The organism is Luteimonas sp. BLCC-B24 (assembly GCF_028550595.1).
Lineage (GTDB): Bacteria > Pseudomonadota > Gammaproteobacteria > Xanthomonadales > Xanthomonadaceae > Luteimonas.
Map to the genome: position 1 here is coordinate 136,353 of NZ_JAQQGN010000002.1, position 22,630 is coordinate 158,982.

The 22,630-nt window shown below is 65.1% G+C and carries 18 protein-coding genes; 16 read left to right on the plus strand and 2 right to left on the minus strand.

What is annotated here, in order from left to right; genetic code table 11:
• Positions 1 to 4 precede the first annotated feature (4 nt).
• The 11 genes from virB11 (at position 5) to PQS31_RS04990 (ending at position 12,621) form a co-directional block, all read left to right on the plus strand.
• Positions 5 to 1,039 carry a P-type DNA transfer ATPase VirB11 gene (virB11, locus tag PQS31_RS04940; RefSeq protein WP_272762113.1) on the plus strand — a complete coding sequence of 345 codons (1,035 nt, stop codon included), beginning with the start codon at positions 5 to 7 and terminating at the stop codon, positions 1,037 to 1,039.
• Positions 1,040 to 1,127: 88 nt separating this feature from the next.
• On the plus strand, positions 1,128 to 1,955 hold the full coding sequence (locus PQS31_RS04945) for a lytic transglycosylase domain-containing protein (RefSeq protein ID WP_272762114.1): 828 nt from the start codon (positions 1,128 to 1,130) through the stop codon (positions 1,953 to 1,955).
• Between the two features lie 76 nt (positions 1,956 to 2,031).
• Positions 2,032 to 2,403, plus strand: coding sequence for a TrbC/VirB2 family protein (locus tag PQS31_RS04950; protein ID WP_272761561.1), 372 nt, complete (start codon positions 2,032 to 2,034; stop codon positions 2,401 to 2,403).
• Positions 2,396 to 2,710: a VirB3 family type IV secretion system protein gene (locus PQS31_RS04955; protein ID WP_272761562.1), complete on the plus strand. Its 315-nt coding sequence runs from the start codon at positions 2,396 to 2,398 to the stop codon at positions 2,708 to 2,710. Before PQS31_RS04950 ends, PQS31_RS04955 begins: the two co-directional genes overlap by 8 nt.
• 4 nt (positions 2,711 to 2,714) lie before the next feature.
• Positions 2,715 to 5,183, plus strand: coding sequence for a VirB4 family type IV secretion/conjugal transfer ATPase (locus PQS31_RS04960; RefSeq protein ID WP_272761563.1), 2,469 nt, complete (start codon positions 2,715 to 2,717; stop codon positions 5,181 to 5,183).
• A gap of 50 nt (positions 5,184 to 5,233) precedes the next feature.
• Positions 5,234 to 5,959 (plus strand): hypothetical protein, encoded by a 726-nt coding sequence (locus tag PQS31_RS04965; protein ID WP_272761564.1) that lies wholly within the window; start codon positions 5,234 to 5,236, stop codon positions 5,957 to 5,959.
• A gap of 14 nt (positions 5,960 to 5,973) precedes the next feature.
• Positions 5,974 to 6,993 (plus strand): type IV secretion system protein, encoded by a 1,020-nt coding sequence (locus PQS31_RS04970; RefSeq protein ID WP_272761565.1) that lies wholly within the window; start codon positions 5,974 to 5,976, stop codon positions 6,991 to 6,993.
• Positions 6,994 to 7,579: 586 nt separating this feature from the next.
• Positions 7,580 to 8,281, plus strand: coding sequence for a hypothetical protein (locus PQS31_RS04975; protein WP_272761566.1), 702 nt, complete (start codon positions 7,580 to 7,582; stop codon positions 8,279 to 8,281).
• Entirely contained in the window at positions 8,278 to 9,510 is a 1,233-nt protein-coding gene (locus PQS31_RS04980; protein WP_272761567.1) for a lipase, read from the plus strand. The genes PQS31_RS04975 and PQS31_RS04980 overlap by 4 nt, the downstream gene beginning before the upstream one ends.
• 54 nt (positions 9,511 to 9,564) lie before the next feature.
• Positions 9,565 to 10,452: a hypothetical protein gene (locus PQS31_RS04985; protein WP_272761568.1), complete on the plus strand. Its 888-nt coding sequence runs from the start codon at positions 9,565 to 9,567 to the stop codon at positions 10,450 to 10,452.
• Positions 10,453 to 10,545: 93 nt separating this feature from the next.
• Entirely contained in the window at positions 10,546 to 12,621 is a 2,076-nt protein-coding gene (locus PQS31_RS04990; protein ID WP_272761569.1) for a peptidoglycan-binding protein, read from the plus strand.
• 711 nt (positions 12,622 to 13,332) lie between these two features.
• Here the strand turns inward: PQS31_RS04990 and PQS31_RS04995 are convergent.
• A complete protein-coding gene (locus tag PQS31_RS04995) occupies positions 13,333 to 13,950 on the minus strand; it encodes an OmpW family outer membrane protein (RefSeq protein WP_272761570.1) in 618 nt (205 codons plus the stop codon).
• Between the two features lie 219 nt (positions 13,951 to 14,169).
• On the opposite strand from PQS31_RS04995, the gene gap reads away from it, so the two are divergent.
• The gene (gene gap, locus PQS31_RS05000) at positions 14,170 to 15,174 is read left to right on the plus strand and encodes a type I glyceraldehyde-3-phosphate dehydrogenase (RefSeq protein ID WP_272761571.1); all 1,005 of its coding nucleotides are present in this window, start codon (positions 14,170 to 14,172) and stop codon (positions 15,172 to 15,174) included.
• Positions 15,175 to 15,271: 97 nt separating this feature from the next.
• Here gap and PQS31_RS05005 read toward each other — a convergent pair whose 3' ends face one another.
• The gene (locus tag PQS31_RS05005; protein WP_272761572.1) at positions 15,272 to 15,916 is read right to left on the minus strand and encodes a hypothetical protein; all 645 of its coding nucleotides are present in this window, start codon (positions 15,914 to 15,916) and stop codon (positions 15,272 to 15,274) included.
• Positions 15,917 to 16,235: 319 nt separating this feature from the next.
• Here PQS31_RS05005 and PQS31_RS05010 point away from each other — a divergent pair, with 319 nt between their 5' ends.
• The 4 genes from PQS31_RS05010 (at position 16,236) to PQS31_RS05025 (ending at position 22,438) form a co-directional block, all read left to right on the plus strand.
• Positions 16,236 to 18,956, plus strand: coding sequence for a DUF2339 domain-containing protein (locus PQS31_RS05010; protein ID WP_272761573.1), 2,721 nt, complete (start codon positions 16,236 to 16,238; stop codon positions 18,954 to 18,956).
• Entirely contained in the window at positions 18,953 to 20,317 is a 1,365-nt protein-coding gene (locus tag PQS31_RS05015; RefSeq protein ID WP_272761574.1) for a DUF3999 family protein, read from the plus strand. The genes PQS31_RS05010 and PQS31_RS05015 overlap by 4 nt, the downstream gene beginning before the upstream one ends.
• Before the next feature lie 307 nt (positions 20,318 to 20,624).
• The gene (locus tag PQS31_RS05020) at positions 20,625 to 21,800 is read left to right on the plus strand and encodes a phosphoglycerate kinase (protein WP_272761575.1); all 1,176 of its coding nucleotides are present in this window, start codon (positions 20,625 to 20,627) and stop codon (positions 21,798 to 21,800) included.
• Complete coding sequence (locus PQS31_RS05025) at positions 21,797 to 22,438, plus strand: HAD hydrolase-like protein (RefSeq protein WP_272761576.1); 642 nt, start codon at positions 21,797 to 21,799, stop codon at positions 22,436 to 22,438. The genes PQS31_RS05020 and PQS31_RS05025 overlap by 4 nt, the downstream gene beginning before the upstream one ends.
• Positions 22,439 to 22,630 lie beyond the last annotated feature (192 nt).

The window sequence follows — 22,630 nt, forward strand, 5'->3', positions numbered from 1 at the left end:
GCAGATGAATGCCGAGACCGCTGTCCTCGCCCGGGTGTCCAACGAGTTCCTCGACTATCAGTACGAGATCCTCGGCATTGGCGAGCATATGCAGTCAGCGGAGGTCACCGAAATCTGCATCAATCGGCCTGGTGAGCTCTACTTGGAGACACGCTCGGGCTGGAACCGCGTCGAAGTGCCGTCACTGACGTTTGAGCGCGCGCGCCAGTTCTGCACCGCAGTCGTCAACGAGAGCAACACCGGCCAGCGCATCACCGATGCTGACCCGATGGTGTCGCTGACGTTTCCAACAGGCCAGCGTGCGCAGTTCGTGATCCCGCCCGCCTGCGACGCGGGAAAGGTATCGATCACGATCCGCCTGCCGGCGAGGTTCGGAAAAACGCTCGAAGAGTATGCGCGGGATGGATTTTTTGACGACGTCGTCGAGCAAGAGCACACCATCAGCGACTATGACCAGGAGCTCCTGGAGCTTCGGCGTCAGCGCAACTATGCCGCGTTCTTCCAGAAGGCTGTTCAGTATCACAAGAACATCGTGGTCTCTGGCGCCACCGGCAGCGGCAAAACGACGTTCATGAAGTCGCTCGTGAACCACATCTCTCAGCATGAGCGACTGGTCACGATCGAGGACGCTCGCGAGCTCTTCCTGACCCAACCCAACGTCGTGCACTTGCTCTATTCCAAGGGTGGACAAAGTGCGAGCAACATTTCGGCGAAGACCTGCATGGAGGCCTGTCTGCGTATGAAGCCCGATCGCATCATCCTGGCGGAGCTCCGGGGCGACGAGTCGTTTTATTTCATTCGCAACTGTGCATCGGGCCACCCTGGCTCGATCACGAGCTGCCATGCCGGCAGCACGTCGCAGACCTGGGATCAGCTCGCGCTGATGGTCAAGGCGTCGGCAGAAGGCGCGGGGCTGGAGTTCGAGGTAATCAAGCGTCTCTTAAAGCTCACAATCGACATCGTGGTGCACATCAAGGCACACGCGGGGCGCCGCTTCATCACGGGGATCGATTTCGATCCCACGCGGGGGCTCGCATGAGCGCCTGGCACTGCAGTGCGTCTGGCGTTTCTTGCACGGCGCTCGCGCTCCGCGGCCCTATGGGGGAGAGGTGGTAATGCTGCCTGGGATCGAGATGATGGCCTGCGCGGATCTTGCGGTTCCGGCCGAGGTGATGCACCACGTCGCCAAAGTGGAGTCGTCGTTCAACCCGTTCGCGATCGGTGTTGTGGGCGGGCGCCTCGCGCGTCAACCGCGGAGCCTTGGGGAGGCGCTGTCGACTGCACGCATGCTCGAGCAGGAGGGCTACAACTTCTCGCTCGGTATCGCGCAGGTCAACCGCTACAACCTCGACAAGCAGGGACTCGACAGCTACGAGAAGGCGTTTGATATCTGCCCCAATGTGCAGGCCGGCTCGCGGATCCTCGCCGAGTGCTACGGGCGCTCCGGCCAGGACTGGGGAAGGGCGTTTAGTTGCTACTACTCCGGCAACTTCACCACGGGCTTTCGTCATGGCTACGTCCAGAAGGTCGTGGCGTCTTGGCAGGGCGCGGTCGCGAGTGGGGCGCAGGCGGCTGCAATTCCTGTGATCCGGTCTCAGCCCACGGCGCCGCGCCCGGCGCGCGCCGCAGCCGTGAGCGCCGTGGAGAGCTTGATCGCACGACGCGTCGCCGAAGCTGCTGCATCGAGCCGTGGCGGAGATGCGATCCAGAACGCGCCTGGCCTGCAGCCCGCGCCTCCGGGCGCGGTCACCGCCGCTGCCACCGCGGCCGTGCGGCGCGACGGCGCGGCTGCGGGCGCTTCACCAACGAACGATGACGGCCCGGTGGTCGTGCAGCTGGTAGGAGCGCCTCGGCCCCCGCCGGCCCCACAGGGTGTCCAGGCCCCGTCGCCGCCTTCTCAAACTGTGGGCGCGTCGCAGAGCGCCCCACCACGAGACTCGGCATTCGTCTTCTGATTCACGCTTTATCTGGCCAACGGAACTGGCCGCGCATCACCCAATACATCTCAACTCAACCAGAAAGGGTCACCTCATGAAGAACGCAACCTCCGGCAGCCACGCGCAGCGCAGCCGCGCTTTCGCAATTGCAGTCTGCGCTTCGCTCGCGACGATGCCGATGATCGCGATGGCCCAGGACGTCACTGGCGCGAGTAATACGGTCACCACCTTCTTCACCAACGTTACGGCGCTCCTCAACATCGCGTCGATCGCGATCGTGACCATCGCTGTGATCTTTGCGGGCTATCAGATTGCGTTCAATCACAAGCGGATCGGCGACGTCGCGCCCGTTCTGATCGGTGGATTCCTGATCGGTGCCGCGGCGCAGATTGCACGCATGTTGCTGCCCGCTGACGTGATGGCGGCAGGCATCGTCGTCGTCGACAACCTGATGCGTTATGCATAAAAACGCGCTCTTTCGCGGTTGCACGCGCCCGGCGATGTTCCTTGGGGTGCCGTACATGCCCTTTGCGATCGCTGCCGGCGCGTGCCTGCTGCTCACGTTCTACATCGACATGTTCTTCCTACTTCTTCTGCCGATCGTTGTGATGATCATGCGGCAAATGGCCAAGCGCGACGAAATGGTCTTTCGTCTGATCGGCCTACGATGGCAGTTCCGGGCCAAGGTCAGAAACATCAAGCATCACAACGGCATGTGGGTATTCACGCCGAACAGCTACCGCAAGACGTTCATGTCGCCCACAAGGGAGTAGCACCATGCCTGCGCCTGACACTTCCATCTCCGAGTTCATCCCGATCTCAGCGCACGTGAGCCCGCATGTTGTCAAAACGACAGGCGGAGACTTCCTGATCACGTGGCGGCTCGACGGTCTGCCGTTCGTGGGGCGAGAAGAGTGGGAGCTCGAGCACAGGCATAACACCTTCAATCGAATGCTCCAGACGCTTCGGGCGCCCGACTTCGTCAACGTCGCATTCTGGGTGCACGACATCCGGCGTCGCGGCCGAATTGAGGTGGAAAGCCAGTTCGATCAGGCGTTCAATCAGCGATTGTCTGATGAGTACTTCGAGCGCTTATCGTCGCAGAAGATCATGCAGAACGAGCTCTACCTGACGATGATCTACCGGCCGATCGTGACCGGTAAGAAATTTGTCGAAAAGTCAGCAGACGTGGTACGCCTTGCCGCGGAACAAGAGCAAATGGTGGGCAAGACCATCGAGCTCGCCGGCAACGTGGAGGCTGTCCTGAAAGACTACGCGCCCGTGCGCCTGGGTCTGTATGAGGCCGACAACGGCGTTGTGTTCTCCGAGACGCTCGGCTTTTTCGGCTATCTCATCAACCGGATCGAGGAGCCTGTCCCGGTGCTCCGCGCGCCGGTCTATGAATATCTGCCGGTGTCGCGCCATATGTTCTCCGCGAAGTCCGGCGACTTCGTGGTCAGTGCGCCCGGCGGGACGAACCACTTTGGTGCAATCCTCAACATCAAGGAATTCACGGACGCGACGTATCCGGGAATTCTGAACAACCTCAAGTATCTGGACTTCGAATACGTCATCACGCATTCGTTCAGTCCGATGGGGCGGCAGGACGCCTTGAAGATTCTCGATCGCACCAAGGGAATGATGATCTCGTCCGGGGACAAGGCCGTCAGCCAAGTGATCGAGATGGATCATGCCATGGACCAAGTGGCCTCGGGCAACTTTGTCCTCGGTGAGTACCATTTCATGATGGCGCTCTATGCGGATGATCAGAAGCTGCTCTCCCAGAACATCGCCACCACTCGTGCCGAACTCTCGAACGCAGGCTTTGTATCCGTCAAGGAGGACCTCGCGGTCTGCTCGGCGTTCTATTCCCAGCTTCCCGGAAACTGGAGATTCCGCACGCGCCTCGCCAATGTCAGCTCCCTGAACTTCCTGGGGCTCTCGCCGCTCCACAACTTCGCGACCGGCAAGAAGGACAACAACCCGTGGGGCCAGTGCCTGACCGTGCTCCAGACCACGAATGGGCAGCCTTACTACTTCAATTTTCACGCAACGCACCCGGCTGAAAACTCATTGGGTGAGAAGGCGATCGGCAATACCATGGTGATCGGCAAGTCCGGCACCGGCAAAACCGCACTGATCAACTTTCTGCTCAGTCAGGTCCAGAAGTACGATCCTGCGCCAACCATCTTCTTCTTCGACAAGGATCGCGGCGCGGAGATCTTCGTGCGCGCGTGCGGCGGCAACTATCTTGCGCTCGATAACGGGCAGCCCACCGGCTTCAATCCGTTTCAGTGCGAACACACAGATGCCAATGTGCAATTTCTCGGAAACCTCATCAAGGTCCTCGCGGGTAAGGCAAGCTACACGGCACGCGAAGATGAGGACATCTTCCGCGCCGTGGAGAGCATGCTCGACATGCCCAAGCACCTGCGGTCGATGACGAACTTCCAGAAGAGCCTGCCGAACATGGGCGACGACGGTCTCTTCGCGCGTCTCCGCAAATGGACCGCCGGCAATACACTTGGCTGGGTGTTTGACAACCCGGTCGACATCATCGACCTGGACCGCGCGAACATCATCGGGTTTGACTACACCGACGTCATCGACAACGCCGAAGTGCGCGTGCCGGTGATCAACTACCTCTTGCACCGCCTGGAAGACCTGATCGATGGGCGCCCGCTCATCTACGTGATGGATGAGTTCTGGAAGATCCTCGACGGCGGCGGAGCGCTCAAAGACTTCGCGAAGAACAAGCAGAAGACGATCCGTAAACAAAACGGCCTCGGGATCTTTGCAACGCAGAGTCCGGAGGACGCGCTCGCGAGCGACATCTCGGCCGCACTGATCGAGCAGACCGCGACGCTCATCCTGCTCCCGAACCCGAATGCCTCGCGCGCGGACTACATGGAGGGCTTGAAGCTCACGGAAGCGGAGTTCGAGGTCGTGGCGAATCTCGACGAGCGCTCACGCTCGTTCCTGGTCAAGCAGGGGCACGGATCGACCGTGTGCCAGCTCAACCTCCGCGGTATGGACGACGCGCTTGCCGTGATCTCGGTAAGTACAGACAACATCGAAGTGATGGACCGGATCGTTTGGGAAGCCTCCGGGCGACTTGGTGTGGATCGCTCGGAGCTCACGCCCGAGCAATGGCTGGACGCGTTCTATGAGCACCGGAAGGGGTCGGGGCGCGCGGCCAGGGGGCAGGCGGACCGCGGCGGCGCTCGGCGCGCTGCTGCTGGCTGATGCCGCGCCCGAACGCAGGCCTACAGGACTAAGACATCGGAGACCGACACATGGCATCGAATACACGACGCGGCCCAGGTTTTGCCGCCGCATGGACCAAGACGTTCGGCACGGCGCCTGATCTACCCAAGGCAAACGGCGGTTTGGCCATTGCGCTGGCGGTCGTTGCCCTACTCGGAACCGGAGCGGCAGCGGCGGCTTGGCAGGTGAACGACCGTGTGACGCAAGAGCGCATTGGTAACAATGGGACGGTGACGGGGCAGCTCAACGACCTCAAGACCGACCTCAACCGAAAACTTCAGATCGCTCCGAGAAGTGGTTCGACACCGGAGATGGTGGCCGCGCCGACAGGGGACGAAGCGCTCAACGAGACGCAGCCAAGCACGACATCGGTCGGAATCGATAAGCTGTGCACTGCAAGTACAAGCACGCCGCTGGGTCAGCAGCAGCGGCAGCTCTGCCGCGATCTCGCGAACACCGAGCTGGCCCAGTATCGGTTCTCGATGCGCATGTTCGAGCGCGCCAGTGAGAACTACGAGCGGTTGAAACAGCTGGATGATCACCGCCGCAGCCTCTCCGCCAACGACTATGCGAACGTCCAATACAACACGAACGAGATCTTGGCGCTCACTGCGCTGATGGACAACGATCGGGATCGCTACAACACCTACATGGCGGCTTACGATGCTCGCATCGCTCACATTAGGAATTCCCAGGCCGCGCTGACCCGTAATGCTCTGAAGGGCGGCGGCGGCCTGAGTCTGCCTTCGTTCTAAGAGGCGCCGCCCCTATGAGTTTCGACCCGAGTAGCTTTATCTCCTGGGCGTTTTTCGCCTTCATATTTGACCTCGTCAACGGGCTGATCGAGTCGTTCCAGAGTGCGCTGCTCGGGCGTACGACCCGTTTCGTCAGCGGGATCGTCTTTACGTTGCTCGTGTTCTGGGTGCTCATCCAGGGCTTCATGGTCGTCACGGGCCGAAGCCGTGAGAACCTGATGGGGCTGGTGGTCGGCTCGCTGCGCGCATTTCTGATCGTTATCGCAGCCACGTCAATGTCGTTCTTCGGAAACAACTTGACGACACTGATGACGGATGATCTTCCCCAGGCCATCCATCAAGTGATTTCGGGCAACGATGACGACGTCGAAGACGCGATCGACAGAAATCTCACCACGATGGGGCTGATCTTCGCGATGATCGACGCATTGCCGCAAGGTGATAGCGACTCGAACAGCGCCGATCAGCGAAACGTGACGGCCATGACCGGCATCGGTATTGCGGGCCCCTCGGTGATTGGCGGCGCGATGCTTCTACTCTACAAGATCGCCCTTGTCCTGTTCGTCGGGTTTGGGCCGCTTTTCATATTGGCGCTACTGTTCGAGCAGACCCAGGATCTGTTCAAGCGATGGCTGCTGTATGGGGTCGGCACAATGTTCGCGATGGCGGTTCTGGCCGTGATGGTCTCAATTGCGACCAAGGTTGTCGCAGTCTCGGCAGCCGCGATGCTCGCGGCCTATACGATTTCCACGATGGTAGGACCCGACATCCCCGGCTTTGGCGGCGGCCTGAATTCTGCGGCTGTCCAGCAAGGTGGTGTTGGCTTGATCATGTCCGTGCTGATGGTGATGGCGCCGCCCATGGCTGCGATGTTCTTCAACGGAACTCTCGGTCAGTTCGCTGCCAATTCGAGCTTCGGGGCTTTGGGGCGTAACTCTACCGGCGGTCGGTCCGACCTCGAGCAGCCGGTTACTTCGGACTATTTGGATCGCAAGGCAGCGGACCGTGGGGGCGTGCGGCCTCCAGGCAGTTGACTAGACTAAATTGACTATCATGTGGCGTTGGGAGATCTAGATGAGAACTATGTTGCTCGCTATGTCGGTTTTTGGATTAGCAGCCTGCGTAACTGCTCACGCGCAGTCGAGCTTGCCGCCTAGCAATCCAAACTCGCCCCAATACAACTCTGTCTATTTGCCGTCCCAGGGCCTCGGCGATACAAGGCCAAATCGACCGAATAGGTGGGGTGCGTTCGCTGGAAGCGAATCAGATGGTGCATCGGGCGTGGGCCTCGACAAACGAAGTCAATCGTCTGCGGAGAGCGCCGCGATGGCACAGTGCAGAAGTAGCGGAGGCGCAAACTGTGAAGTGTTCTTCGTTTTTCTCAACCAGTGCGGCGCAGTTGCTTCCACAGCTACAAACAGCACTTGGGCGCGAGGGCCGACACTTGCGGATGTCCGAGACCAGGCGATGACTGGGTGTAAGTCCAGGGAATGCTCAATTGTTTTTGAACATTGTCTGTAGGGCAGGGCGCATTTCTTTGCCGGCAAGGGAATCGCGCTTTGCGGCACTCGATCGCTTCCGGAAGTTGTCGACGCAAGAGTTCTCTCGGGATGGATAATTGTGAAATCAGTTCTCTTCATCACGCTAAGGCACTGCCGGCTGACCGCAGGGCTTGTGACTTGCGTGTTGGTTTTGTCCGCCTCGGCTTGCAGCGGACCTAAAAAGGATGCCGATATGAGCGCGACTAACGATACGAATCACGACAGTCTGCTGCCTGAAGACGGGGCGCCGCTGCGTAATCTCAATCCCGCTCCGCGAGATGCTTACGACATACGCGTGGTGTTGAGGGGCGCGCCGGGTCCGTTCGCTGAAATCGACGCAGCCGCCCAGTACGACGTGACAAACGCCGGAGAGTGCGGAGAGCCGCAGCCTTTGTCTGGCGCGGTGCCGCGGATTTCCACGACCGAGAAGGTTGCTCTGACGCGTGTGTCGGATACTGAGTTCGTTGGCCGAGTGTTCATGGATCAAGTTCTGGATGAGGACTACTATGGGAGAGGCGTGTGCCACTGGAAGTTCGTTGAGACGCGCGTGAGCATGCGCGAATCCAGCGATCCGATGGCGACGTGGTTTGTCGCGGCGATTGATGCTGAGGAAATTGTCCGGCGCGCTTCGGCAGCAACCTTCTTCTCATCAGTGCACTATCCGAAGGCTGAGATCGACAACTATGCCAACTTTGGCCATGAGTCGCTCGATCACGTGGACGCCAAGGACAGAGGCGAGTTCTTCGAGGTCGAGCTGTCGGCAATGGAAGCCAACCAATGACTGTTCCCTCTCAGCACTATGCTGGCCTCGCCAACGATAGCTATGAGGATCGCAGGGTCGGCGTGCGTAGCCCGCCTTACAATGAGTATGTAACGGTCGAGGGCGTGGATTATCGGGTGCGGGAGTATGTCGACAACGCCCGCACCGGCTATCAAGGCACCGTCTATCAGCGCGTGGACACGGGTGAGATTGTGGTCGCGCATAGAGGCACGGAGCAGATATGGAAGGACGGGGTTGTAGCCGACGGATCAATGGTCGCGAACCGGACCAACCCCCAGGCCGGCGACGCGGTTGAGCTCACGCGGCGGGCGCTCGCATATGCGAGGCAAGAAGGGCGCGAGTCGGGACAGCGCGCACCAGAAGTCACCGTGACTGGCCATTCCCTTGGCGGAACCTTGGCACAGGTCTCGGCGCACCACTTCGATTTACGCGGCGAGACCTTCAACGCTTACAGCGCGGCGAGTCTGGATCGCCGCATTCCCGAAGGCGGGAATCGTGTGCTCAACCATGTAATGGCAGCCGATGCAGTGAGCGCTGCAAGCCCGCACTACGGACAGGTCAGGATCTACGCCACTGAGCGGGAAATGACCGTGCTTCGCCAGTCGGGCTACCACGAGCACCGCGGGCGCGACTTCATCACGCCTGACTTCCCGCTCACGGCAGCTGGCCGTTCGGCCAGCTCGCACAGCATGCACAATTTCTTGCCCATCGATGGGGATGGCAGGCCGGATCGCTCCATTCTCGACGACCTGCACGCACGCACGCGCGCGAAGGAGAACGAGCGTTCCATCGAGAGCTTCAGGCACGATATCGAGGCGCGCCGTGTCGGGATGACCGTGATTTCGCGCGGCGCCGGCGGGCTCATTCGCGATGGTGTCGATGCAATTCGAGGCCCACTCCCAGCTGGTGAGCCCGCGAGGCGAGAGGAAGAACAGTCCCTGCGAGGACGAGATGGCCGCCGGGCGTCTCTCGACGAAGTTGGCGATCGAGGCGACGTGCAGCTCGCCCGGAATGAAAGCACGACGCAGCAGGACTACGTATCGCGCCTTCTGGACGCCGCGAAGAGCGGAAATTCCGAGAGCATTCGCACTTCGACACGGGATCTTCAATCCTCGCCCGTTGGCCAGGCATGGCAGCAGCGAGCGGATCAAGAAGCGCAGCAGTTGACGCAGCGGAACGCTGCTCAGCAGAGCAGTCCTGCCCAGCAGGAGGCGGCACGCCAGGCTTGATAGGACGGCCTCAGGGCCGATTGGGGCGGGCGAGGCTCTTTAAGGAGAGGGCTTTTGAAGCAATCGATCATGTGCGGGTTGATCAGTGGCGCGCTTGCTATCTCGGGCTGCGCGCAGGGGGGCGACGCGAGCGGAGCTTCATCAGCGCCGAGCATCCAGGCCGCGCCTGAGGATGTTTCTGAGAAGGACGACAGCATGACCGGTTTGAAACCGCCGTCCCCCGACAGCGTGCTTTACTTCGTCTATCAGCGTGATGGCGACGGCGCCCACAGCTTTCAGGTTGAAGGCGGCGCCACCGTTGGATATTGGTATGGCTATGCGTTCGATCTCGAGGGCGAGCACTACTTCACAGGCTTTACGTCCCGCTCCGCCGGCACGGAGGGTGCCGAAGCGGACACCACGACGATGGAGGAGGGGCGCGTAGCGATCGGGCAGGTTACGCTCGTCCAAAAGGTTGAGAGCGGCCAGGCAGGTTGGTCCCAGATCGCGACGGATGGCTTCGTCGGCGAGTTCGGCCGCCTCGATCAGCCGGAAATGGTGGATGAGTCGCGCCGCGCGGTCTCCCGCGAGCTGGGGGGTGGGCGATTGATCCTCGGCGTGCCCACCCGGCTCTTCGAAGACGGCGTTGCGATGTCCAATTACGCCTTGTTCCTGTTCAACAAGAACGGGTTGCCGCAGACGCCGTTTCGGGTCTGGACGTATGTGGGCACTGTCCAGGCCGGAAGCGACAATGCTGAGGCTTGCGAAGGAGGCGTGATGACCTGCGCTGCCAGCACGGGCGAGCTTCAGTTTGAGCCGTCTGCTGGGGAGAGCCTTCCGCGCATCCACATCGTTCAGTCTGGCGAGACTATTGCCGGTCCGGGCCGATCTCGTCCCCTCGGTCCGGAAGATGCGCTAGTCTTCGAGTTCGACGCGAATACAGGGCGCTATCAAGCGCGCTGACCTATTTCGAGTTGACCGCTCTGCACAAGACTCAAGGATTGGGTCCGGTTGACGTCCTGCGGCCCGCCGCGGCCGCACTTCACCTGAGAGCCAATGATGGCCGGTCCAAGCGACAGAGCAGTAGTTCTCGACATCATCGAACGCGAGGCCGCTGAGAGCGGTATTCCGCGCGATGATTTTTTGCGGTTCGCTTACATCGAGACAGGCGGCCAATTCAACGCCGATGCCTACAACCGCACGAGCGGCGCGAAGGGTCTCTTTCAATTCATGCCGAGCACTGCGGCCGAGTTCGGTTTGACGGGCCGTGAATTCGACGCGGCTGCCAATACCGACGCCGCGGCCACGCTCTACGCGCGTAACCGAGCGCAGATCACCAACCGGTCCGCGGACACGGGCCACGCGTTCTTGTCGGGCGCTGATCGCCCGAATGGCCTTGATATGTATCTCGCTCATCAGCAGGGCGGAGGCGGATACGCATCCATACAGCGTGCGATCGCGACCGGCGCGTTCTCGCGGCCGGACACACGCGCCAATATCTTGGGCAATCTCGATCAGGCCGAGTTCTCACGTGTCACCGGCCATCCACGGGCTTCGATTGCGGGTCTGAGTGATCGCGACCTCGCAAACGCCTTCACGGAGTACTGGGCGGCCAAGTACGCCGCGATCGAGATCCCGGAGCGAGGCATTGTTGCGACGGCTCCGCTCCCAGGCGCGCGGGCGCAGGCGAACCCGCTGGCTGATGGCGTGCTCGAGCGTGGTGAGCGTGGCGAGGACGTCAGAGCCATGCAGCAGGCGCTCAACGAGCTCGGCTTTCGCGATGCTCACGGCGGCAGGCTGGAAACCGGCAGCGGCATCTATGGGCAGCGCACGCTTGAAGCAGTACGCAGCTTCCAGCTCGCCAATTCGCTCGAGCAGACCGGCAAGGCCGACCAGGCAACGCGTGAAGCGATCACTGTGCAGCTTTCGCGTCCCGAGGCCGAGCGCGCCGTTGCGCCACCTGCGCAGGCGCGCGCGCAGGGCGCGGTGTGGCCAGCGCCTGGCAACATGCGCATCAATGAGGCTGACAAGCCGCGTGAGGGACGGGGCGAGTTCGGCACGCCGCGCAGTAGCGGGGCGCCCCACGGTGGCATCGATATCGAAGGCAACGTAGGCGACCCGATCGTGGCGTTTGCCGGCGGTCGTGTCAGCGTCGCGCCGAACAACGGCGCTGCCGGCAATACCGTACGCATCCAGCACGACGACGGGTCGATGACCAGGTACTTCCATCTGGACCAATTCATGGTGCGTGATGGGCAGCGCGTCGAGGCGGGACAGCAGATCGCTACGATGGGTCGCACCGGGAATACGCCCGCGCAAGGCGATACGCATCTTCACTTCGAACTTCTGCGTGACGGCCGGCGCATTGATCCGCTTTCCGTCTTCGGCTCTGGCGAGCGTCACGCCGACGAGAACAGATTGGAACCGCCTCGCCGGGGTAGCGAACCGCTGCGCATGGGCTCGTCCGGTGCGGAGGTCGTCGCGCTGCAGGAGCGGCTCAACGGGCTGGGATACCGCGGCGGCGACGGGGCGACGCTCGAGACTCGCAGCGGTGTGTTCGGGCCGCAAACCGACCATGCGTTGCGCGCGTTTCAAGCGGAGCGCGGCATCGAAGTCGATGGCATCTTCGGCGAGCAGTCGCAGCGGGCGATGTCTGTTGCAACACGGTCACAGCACGGAAGCGCCCATCTGTCGCTGGGAGATAGCGGGCGGGACGTCGGCGGACTGCAGGAGCATCTGAACGCACTCGGCGTAAAAGGGGCTGCGGGCCGCCCGTTGCGAGTGGATGAGATCTTCGGCGAGTCGACGCGTGAGGCGGTGCTGAATTTCCAGCGTCAGCAGGGAATCAGGCCTGATGGCATCGCGGGTCCGGAGACGTTCGCCAAGCTGGATGAGTTGACCCGAGGACGTTCTGTCTCGGGTGCGGAGCCGTCGTTCGCATCGAAATCCTCCGAGTCCCGGTCCTCGTTTGTCGACCGCATGCTGTCGGCTGCCAAGGCGGGCGATGTGGAGGGGCTCCGGCGCGTCATCGAAAGTGCGTCCTCCAGCGAGCCGGGCGAGCAATGGAAGACAACATGGGGCAAGGAACTCGATCCCGACGCCACAAAAGCGAACTCTGATCTTCAGCGCTGACCAAGCAGCTTTTGTTTGCGCTGCATAGAGTGGCCGGTCGGCACCACGGCGGTGCCGTGCGCGGAGCGACGGCTCGCGATCCTGATACTTCAAGTCGGGCTGTCTGCAGATATCGATCAAAGGGGTATTCCATGGTTCGGATGGCATTTCTCGCGTGTGTATGCGTGCTGCTCTCGGTCTCGTCCGCCTGGGCACAGCGCGGGGAGCAGGGGCTTATGTGGAGGGACGGCGATCCGTTCGTATTCTGTCGATACGGTCTCGACCAGACGCCGAAGGCATGGTTTCCGATTCCCAACTACGCGACCACGCCCCCTGCGATTACTCCGGGGTACTGTCCGTTTCCGATGCAGGTGTGTCCCTACCCGCTTTCATATCTGAAGGGCTGGAGCATCACGGAAATCCAGGCGTACTTTGTTTATCTGAGGATCTGCCCGCAGGCGGAGGACTCGGGCCCTTGGGACGGCCCGGGCGACGGCACCACGGTGCCGAACAAGCACTGAGTCGACGAGCGCGCCAAGGCCCTGTTCACGCGCCAGAGCGATGCTCCTGTACGCAGAGTTGCGAGGAACTCCGTGTCCGGCACACGCCGCGACGCGTCACGTTTCACTGCGCTGCAGATGAGCTGCGCGCGGGCGATCGGGCCGTCAAAACCGTCGGACGGGGAGCGTGGTTCCGATCTCCCCTCGTCCGGTCTCCCCGTACGCGCTTCCCTCAAAAGCCACGCACGTATGCCGCGCCGTACACCAAGGGATCAATCCGTGCGGTCCCGAGCTTCACGCCATCCAGCCTGACGTCGCTCTCGATATCCATCCACCGCGCATCCAGGCGGAGCTTGCCGCGGCCGGCGCGGATGTCGATGCCTGCATGCAGCGCCAGGCCCCACGAATCGCCGAGCGCCAGCTTCGAACCTGCCAGCGCGCCTCGGGTGTCTTCTTCGAAGAACGTCGTGTAGTTGAGTCCTGCGCCGACAAAGGGCGCCACGCGTGCCTCCGGCGTAAAGTGGTACTGCAGGCTCAACGTCGGCGGCAGGTGCCTCGTGCTGCCGATGCGGCCGAGGCCGGCGATGTCGAGGTCGTGGCGGAACGGGGTGGCGGCCAGGAGCTCGATGCCGACGCGGTCGCGCAGGAAGTACTCGACGGCGATGGTGGGGCGGAGGCTGCCGCCGATGGACAACGGCAATGTGCCGTCGGCGAGGCGGCCGTTGTCGGACTTCGGGTCGACCTGGTGCGCACCGAGGGCGATGGTCCAGTCACCGGCCGACTGGGCGGCGGCCGGCAGGGCGGGCGCCAGGCAGGCGCAGGCGATCAGGGAAAGGGCGTAGGCGCGCATCGTTCTGTCCGGGTGTCGGGGAGGCCTGCAGTCTTGCGGCCGGCACTGCCGCGCGCCTTGATCGGGATCATTGCGCGCGTCGCGCGCGGGTGGCAGGCGGCCCCGCTGCGGTGCGGCTGCTAGACTGTGTCGCGCAGTCCGGGCTGGCGCCGACGCGCCGCGCGGCCGCGTTTCTTTCCCAATCACGCCGCGTGCGCGCGGCTGCAGGAGTCCGGATTCATGGCGATCAAGGTTGGCATCAACGGCTTCGGCCGCATCGGCCGCAACGTGCTGCGCTCGGCGGTGGAGAACTTCGACGGCGACATCGAGATCGTGGCGATCAACGATCTGCTCGAGCCGGACTATCTGGCCTACATGCTGTCCTACGACTCGGTGCACGGCCGCTTCAAGGGCGAGGTCTCGGTCGACGGCAACACGCTGATCGTCAACGGCAAGACGATCCGCCTGACCCAGGAGCGCGACCCGGCCAACCTGAAATGGGACGAGGTGGGCGCCGAGGTGGTCATCGAGTCGACCGGCCTGTTCCTGACCAAGGACACCGCGCAGAAGCACATCGATGCGGGCGCGAAGAAGGTGATCCTGTCGGCGCCGTCCAAGGACGACACGCCGATGTTCGTCTTCGGCGTCAATGACGGCACCTACGCCGGCGAGGCCATCATTTCCAACGCGTCGTGCACCACCAACTGCCTGGCGCCGATCGCCAAGGTCCTGCACGACAAGTGGGGCATCAAGCGCGGCCTGATGACCACCGTGCACGCGGCCACCGCCACGCAGAAGACCGTCGACGGCCCGAGCAACAAGGACTGGCGCGGCGGCCGCGGGATTCTCGAGAACATCATTCCCTCCAGCACCGGCGCGGCGAAGGCCGTGGGTGTGGTGATTCCGGAGCTCAACAAGAAGCTGACCGGCATGAGCTTCCGCGTGCCGACGTCGGACGTGTCGGTGGTCGATCTGGTGGTCGAACTCGACACGCCGGCCAGCTACGAAGAGATCTGCGCCGAGATGAAGGCGCAGAGCCAGGGCGCGCTGAAGGGCGTGCTGGGCTACACCGAGGACAAAGTGGTCGCCACCGATTTCCGCGGCGAGACCTGCACCTCGGTGTTCGACGCCGAAGCCGGCATCGCGCTCGACCCGACCTTCGTCAAGCTGGTGAGCTGGTACGACAACGAGTGGGGCTACTCCAACAAGTGCCTGGAAATGGTGCGCGTGGTGGCGGCGAAGTAAACGCGGCGATCCCGGTTGTCTCCGAAGCCCCGCTCAAGCGGGGCTTCGTGTTTCCGGCGCTGGCCGGTGGGGTGCGCCGGGCCCATCGCGGGCGATTTCAACGGGCTGGTCTCTCCGGCGCCATGGCGTAGCGGCTAATCGCGCAGAGCGAAAAGTAGAGCGCGCCTGCCAGGACGATCCACCACGGTTGAGCCCAGGGGCTGTCGGGCGAGAGGTGGTCGAAGACATCCAGCGGGAGAGTGAGCTGGCGCATCACGTCGTCGGTGAAGCCGCCGCGTGGGATGGTTGCCGAAAAATGGTCGGCGATGGAGACGACAATCAGGAGCACGCCGAGGTGGATTGCGAGCTTGAGGCCTTCGATCGCCCAGGTGCTGTCCCGACGGGTCGTCATGTAGATCAGGCCTTTGCCGATCAGCATCGCGAGTATGGACACCAGAAGCAGGCCGCTCGGCAGCGCCTGGAACGCCTTGATCGCGAACAGGCAGATGCAGGAGAGCGCGGCGCAGAGGCATGCGGCGACCTTGAGTCTGTCGTGCCAGGGGGCTTTCACATGCAGCATGAAGACGCCCGACAGCGCGAGCAGGGCGGGAAGTTCCAGAGCGATGAGCACGATGGCGGAGAACACACTCGCCCCGCCCGCCGTCATCGGCGACAGCCAGACAAGGATGAAGAACAGCGCGGTGGTCGCGTCCGGGAACGCAGCGAGTAATCGATGTGGCACAAGAGGCTTGGTGGCGTGCATGTGTTGCTATGGAAGCAGACGGTGGCGAACGTCACCTGTGCGCACGCAAATGTGGACCCGTTTGCGGGCCCGGCCGGGTGGCGACGGCGCGCCCCAGAGCGCCCTTGCAAGGTGGCCTGTGTCGAACTGGTCAACTGGCCCGACAGCAAGTGAGGTTACTCCAGCGAGGGCCTGGAGGTGAGGCGCGTGGTGGCATCTAAGTAAGCCGCCAGTCGCTTTTTGCAGGACCCGAAAGCCCCGCCCGTTCGGGGCTTCTTGTTTTCGCTGCGGCGCTGCGTAAGGTGGCCGGCAGCGCGCCGCCCGGCGCGGTGGGGGTGACATGGAAGAACTCGTCGTGCTGATCGGACTGGCGCTGTTGACGGTGCCCGTTCTGCTGATCGTCGCGCTGGTCATGCTGCTGGGCCTGCGCCGGCGGGTGTCCGATCTCGAGGATCTCAGTGAGCGGCTGCGTGCGGAGATCGCCCGCGGTACGACGGCGGGCGCTGTGCCTCCTGCGCCAGCCCGCGAGACGCCGGCAGTCTCCGTGCCCGGCACCCTCGCAGCGTCTGCGCCCGCGTCGCCGCCTTCGGATGGCGGACCGACGGGCCCGGCGCCCGCGTCGCCTGCGCCGTCCGCCGGACCACCGCCATTGCCGCCTGCGCCGCCGCGCGAGCCCTGGCGCGATGCGGATCCCGTGCGTCCCGCGCCATCGCCGCATCCCGAGGCCGTGCCTGCAGCGCCTGCGGGGCCGAATGCGTTCGAGCGCGGCCTGCGGCTGGTCCGCCAGTGGTTCACCTCCGGCAACGTGCCGGTGAAGATCGGCATGCTGGTGCTGTTCGCCGGTGTCGCCGCGCTGCTCAAGTACGCCAGCGACGAGGGTTTGCTGCAGGTGCCGGTGTCGGTGCGCCTGGCCGCCGTGTCGGTGGCCGCGGTGGCAGGCCTGGTGTTCGGCTGGATGCGCCGGGACAGCCATCGCACGTTCGCGCTCAGCCTGCAGGGCGGGATGATCGGCATCCTGCTGCTGGTGGTGTTTGCCGCGTCGCGGATGTTCGGACTCGTGCCGATGGCGTTCGCGTTCGCCGCGAGCGTGGCGCTGGTGTTCGGCGCCGGTGCGCTGGCGGTGTTGCAGGGTGCGATGGCGCTGGCGGTGTTCGCCGTACTGGCGGGCTTCCTCGCCCCGATCTGGCTCTCGACCGGGGGCGGCAACCACGTCGCGCTGTTCGGCTATTACGCGGTGCTCAACGTGGCGATCGTCACCATCGCCTGGTTCCGCGCCTGGCGTCTGCTCAACCTGCTGGGCTTCGTGTTCACCTTCGGCATCGGCACGCTCTGGGGCGTCCTCGATTACGCGGCCACCGACTACGCATCCGCGCAGGCGTTCCTTGCGTTGTTCTTCGCGCTCTATCTGGCGGTGCCGCTGCTGCATGCACGCCGCCGGCCGATGGGACGCCGCGATCTGATCGACGGCTGCCTGGTGTTCGGCATGCCGTTGATCGCGTTCTCGCTGCAGTCGGGTCTGTTGCGCGACGACACGACCGCACTGGCGCTCTGTGCGCTGGGTCTCGCGGCGGTGTATGCCGGTCTGTCGTGGTGGCTGCGTCGCGGCGGGCGCTTCGAGGTGCTGCAGCACGCGTACGCACTGCTGGCCGCGGGCTTCGCCACGCTGGCCGTGCCGCTGGCGCTGTCGGCGCAGGCCACGGCCAGCGTATTCGCGCTGGAGGGAGCCGCGCTGGTCTGGCTGGGCCTGCGCCAGCAGCGGCGTCTGCCGCGCTGGTCGGGCATTGCGCTGCAGGGCGCGGCGGTGGTCGCGTACGCGTTCGCCGCGGGCAATACCACCGTGACCGAAACGCCGTTCGCGCACGGCCTGTTCGTCGGCGCGATGCTCTTCGTCGTCGCCGGGCTCGCGATCGCGTGGTCGTATTCGCGTGCGGGGGCGTCCGTGCCCGCGCGGCTGGCGTATCTCTGGGCGATGGTCTGGTGGCTCGGCGCCTGGACGCTGGAGCTGCAGCGCGTGTTGCCGGGGCGCGATGTCCCCGATGCGCTGCTGGTTCTGGCGGCGGTTACGGGCTGGCTGGCCGCCGAACGCAGCCGGCGCGTGTTCGATCCGCTGCTGGCCGGCACGGCCTGTGTCGCGTTGGCGGCAGCGCTGCCGTTGGCCTTCCTGCAGGCCGAGGCACATCAGCAGCCCTTCGCGGGCAACGGCCTGTGGGCGTGGCTGGTCTTCGCCGCATTCGGTGTGCGCAGCCTGCTGTGCCTGCGCGTCGGCGACAGCGGATTCGCCCGCGCCGCACAGTTCGTCTGGTGGCTGCTGTGGCCGTTCGCGGCGTCGCTGCTGCTGGTGCACCTGTCCGAACGGATGGAGGGCGGCGACGGCTGGTCGCTGGTCGCGGCTGTGGCGCCGTGGCTGGCGATCACCGCGGTGGCGTTGCTGCGCTGGTCGTGGCTCACGCATCCGCTGGGGGCGACCTTCGACACGATGCGCGCGGCGTTCCACACCGTGTGTTGCGCGCTGCTGGCCCTCTGGTGGCTGCTGGCGCTCGGCAACGCAGGCAATGCCGCGCCGCTGCCGTGGATCGCGCTGTTCAATCCGCTCGATCTCGCACAGGCGGCGGTGCTGTTGCTGATCGCGCGCTGGCTCTGGCGTGACGATGCGCCGTTCGATGCGCACGCCCGTGTGCCGCTGCTGTCGGCCGGCGCGTTCCTGCTGGTCACCGTGATCACGCTGCGCGGCGCGCATCACTGGGGCGGCGTGCCGTGGAGCAGCGCACTCGCGGGCAGCAGCCTCGCGCAGACCAGCCTCACGGTCGTCTGGAGTGTGCTCGGTGTGCTGGGCTGGGTGATCGGTTCGCGCCGCGGCCAGCGGCTGCTATGGCTGGCCGGTGCGGCGCTGATGGCCATCGTGCTGGCCAAGCTGGTGCTGGTGGACCGCAGCCACCTCGGCAATCTGTGGGGCATCGGCTCGTTCATCGCCTACGGCCTGCTGTGCACGGTCGTCGGCTTCTTCGCGCCGGCGCCGCCGCGCGCTTCGACCCTCGAACCGGCGCAGGAGACCGGCCCATGACGCGGATCACGAGATGCACGACCGTCCTCGCCGCCGGCCTGTGGTGCGGCGGCGCGGCGGCAGCCGGCAGCGATGAGGCGTTCGTCGCGCAATGGCCGCTGACCCTGTCCTCCGCCGATGCCGGTGCCTACCGGGTCGAACTCGACGAGGCGGTGTACGCGACCACGGTGTCGCCCACGCTGCGCGATCTGGTCGTGGTCAATGGTGCGGGCCGACAGGTGCCTGCACTGCTGCAGCCCGCCGACGCGCCCGAGGCGCGGCGCACCACGCTCAGCCTGCCCTGGTTCCCGCTTCCGGCCACCGCGGCGCGTGCGGGCGGCGATATCGCCGCGATCAGCGAGCTCGATCCCGACGGCCGCCTGCGCCGCATCCAGTGGCAACCCGCGCCGGGCGATGCGCCGCCGGCCGCGTTGCTGGCGGATGCCAGCGCATCGGACGCGCCGCTGCAGGCGCTGGTACTGGGCTGGGAGGCGGCGGAGGTGCCGTTCGAGCGTACGGTGCGGGTGGAGGTGTCCGACGATCTGCGCGCATGGCGCCCGACGGCGGCAGCCGGTCGGCTGCTCGACCTGCAGCGTGGCGATGCACGGCTGGTCGAGCGCCGGATCGTGTTCGATCGTCCCGTCCGCGCCCGCTACCTGCGGCTCACGCCCGGCGCCGGAGCTGGCCCGATGCCGGCGATCGTGTCGATCACCGGCGAATCGCCCGCGCTGGCGGAGGCGCCGGCGCTGGCGTGGCGCGCGCTCGAACCCGTGGCGCCTGCCGATGCCGAAGGCGGGCTGATGTTCCATCTGGATGCGCGGTTGCCGGTGACGCACGTGGACATCGCGCTCGACGGCAATGCGACCGCGCGTTGGACGCTCGCGGTGCGCGACGGCGACGACGCGCCGTGGCGCACGGTCGCCAGTGACTGGCTGGTGTATCGGGTCGGCACCGGCACCGACGCCCGCACACCACCACGCCCGCTCGATGCCACGGTGCGCGCGCGTCAGTGGCGCCTGGTGCCCGATACGCCCGGTGCCGGCGGCGCGCCCGCACTCCGGCTCGGCTACCGGCTGGAGCAGCTGGTGTTCGTCGCCGAAGGTGCACCGCCGTTCGTGCTGCGTGCGGGGAGTGCACGCGCCGTTCGCGTCGATGCGGCCGTCGCGCCGCTGCTGGCCGATCTGGAGGCGCGCGATGGCGGCGGTTGGCGCCCCGCGGTCGCGAGCCTCGGCGCACGCACGGAACTGGCCGGCGCTGCCGCACTCGACGACACCCGCCCACGCGACTGGGGCACCTGGCTGCTGTGGACGATGCTGCTGCTCGGGGTGCTGCTGGTCGGGGGCTTCGCACTGAGCCTGCTCAGGGCGCCGAAGCCGCGTTGATCGACGCGACCCGTGCGGTTCACCGCACCCCCGCGCCTCGTCCGCGGGTTCGGCCGGGTTTGCCTGGTCACGTGCCCAGCGCGGACAATGGACCGGCGACGCACCGTGTTCTCCGTTCGGATACGGCGAATCCAGACCCCATGACCATCGTCCGCATGACCGACCCCGACCGCTCCGGCAAGCGCGTGCTGATCCGGCAGGGCGAGCTGGTCTGAGCGGACCGCCTTCCGGCGGTCCGCGCGGCGAGCGGCCGGCCACGGAGGGCATGGCCCACATCCTTCCGCTCATTCAAGAGAATCCAGACCCCATGACCATCGTCCGCATGACCGACCTCGACCTCTCCGGCAAGCGCGTGCTGATCCGGCAGGACCTCAACGTGCCTGTCGACGGCGGCAAGGTTACCTCCGACCAGCGCATCACCGCATCGCTGCCGACCTTGAAGTACGCGCTGGAGAAGGGCGCGGCGGTGATGGTGACCTCGCATCTGGGCCGCCCCAAGGAGGGCAGCTGGAGCGAGGCGGATTCGCTGGCGCCGGTGGCCGCGCGCCTGTCGGAACTGCTCGGCATCGAGGTGCCGCTGGTGCGCGACTGGGTCGACGGCGTCGAGGTCGCGCCGGGGCAGCTGGTGCTGCTGGAGAACTGCCGCATGAACGTCGGCGAGAAGGACGACGACGACGCGTTGTCGAAGCAGTACGCCGCGCTGTGCGATGTCTTCGTCATGGATGCCTTCGGCACGGCGCACCGCGCGCAGGCGTCGACGCACGGCGTGATCCGCTTCGCGAAGGTCGCGGCCGGCGGCCCGCTGCTGATGGCCGAGCTCGATGCGCTGGCCAGGGCGCTCGATGCGCCGGCGCGGCCGCTGCTGGCGATCGTCGCCGGCAGCAAGGTGTCGACCAAGCTCGAACTGCTCTCGTCACTGGTGGGCAAGGTCGACCAGCTCATCGTCGGCGGCGGTATCGCCAACACCTTCATCGCCGCGCTCGGTCACGACGTTGGAAAGTCACTGGTCGAGACCGATCTGCTCGATACCGCGAAGCAGATCATGGCCGACGCCAGGGCGCGCGGCGCCGAGATTCCGGTGCCGACCGACGTCGTCGTTGCGCCCGCGTTCGCGGCTGATGCACCGGCGACGGTCAAGGCCGTCGACGCGGTCGGCGCCGACGACATGATCCTCGACATCGGCCCGGACACCGCCAAGCGCTACGCCGCGATGATCGAAAGTGCGGGCACCGTGGTCTGGAACGGCCCGGTCGGTGTGTTCGAGTTCGACGCCTTCGGCACGGGCACCGAGGCGCTGGCGCGCGCGGTCGCGGCCTCGAAGGCGTTTTCGATCGCCGGCGGCGGCGACACGCTGGCCGCGGTCGACAAGTACGGCATCGCCGACGACGTGTCCTACATCTCCACCGGCGGCGGCGCGTTCCTGGAGTTTCTCGAAGGCAAGACGCTGCCGGCGGTCGCGGCACTCGACGCGCGCGGCGCGTGACCGACGCGCTGTTCTTCGATCTCGACGGCACGCTGATCGATTCGGAGGCGGGCATCCTCGGCGGCATCGCCCATACGCTCGAACGGATGGGGCATCCGCCGCTGGACCGCGCACAGCTGCTGCCGTGGATCGGCCCGCCGCTGCGTGACAGCTTCGAGACGCTGTTCGAGGGTGACGGCCACCGCGCCGAGCAGGCGGTCACGCTCTATCGCCAGCGGTACGACGCGGGCGGCTGGCGCGAGCACAGCGTCTATCCGGGCATCCCCGAGCTGATCGGCGCTCTGCGGACGGCAGGGCGCCGGCTCGCGGTCGTGACCTCGAAGAACGAGGGTTTCGCACGGCGCATTCTTCGATCGCTGCCGTTCGGCGCGGCGTTCGAAACCGTGGTCGGCGCCAGCGACGACGGCGCGCGTCGCTACAAGCGGGAGCTGATCGCGGAGGCGTTGTCGCGGCTGGACCTGCCGGCCTCGGGCGCGACGATGATCGGCGACCGGCGCATGGACATCGAGGGTGCACGCCAGCACGGGATGCGCTCGATCGGCGTGCTCTGGGGCTTCGGCAGCGCGGACGAACTGCGCGCGGCCGGGGCCGGTCGGCTCGTGGCGTCGACGGACGCGCTGTTGAACGCGCTGCGTTGAGGCGGCGGCCAGCGCGGCACGTGGTGCGGCGCAGTGCCGGTGGACGGGGCTCGGGGCTGTCCGGCCACCAACAGGCGCGTTGAACCCGGAGCGCACCGGGGTTCGGGCGCCACGCGGTGTGCGAGACGCGGCACCTCCGGTCCCGGAACGGGCCCGCGGCCGCCCGCCGCCGGACCCGTGCAATACGGGGCC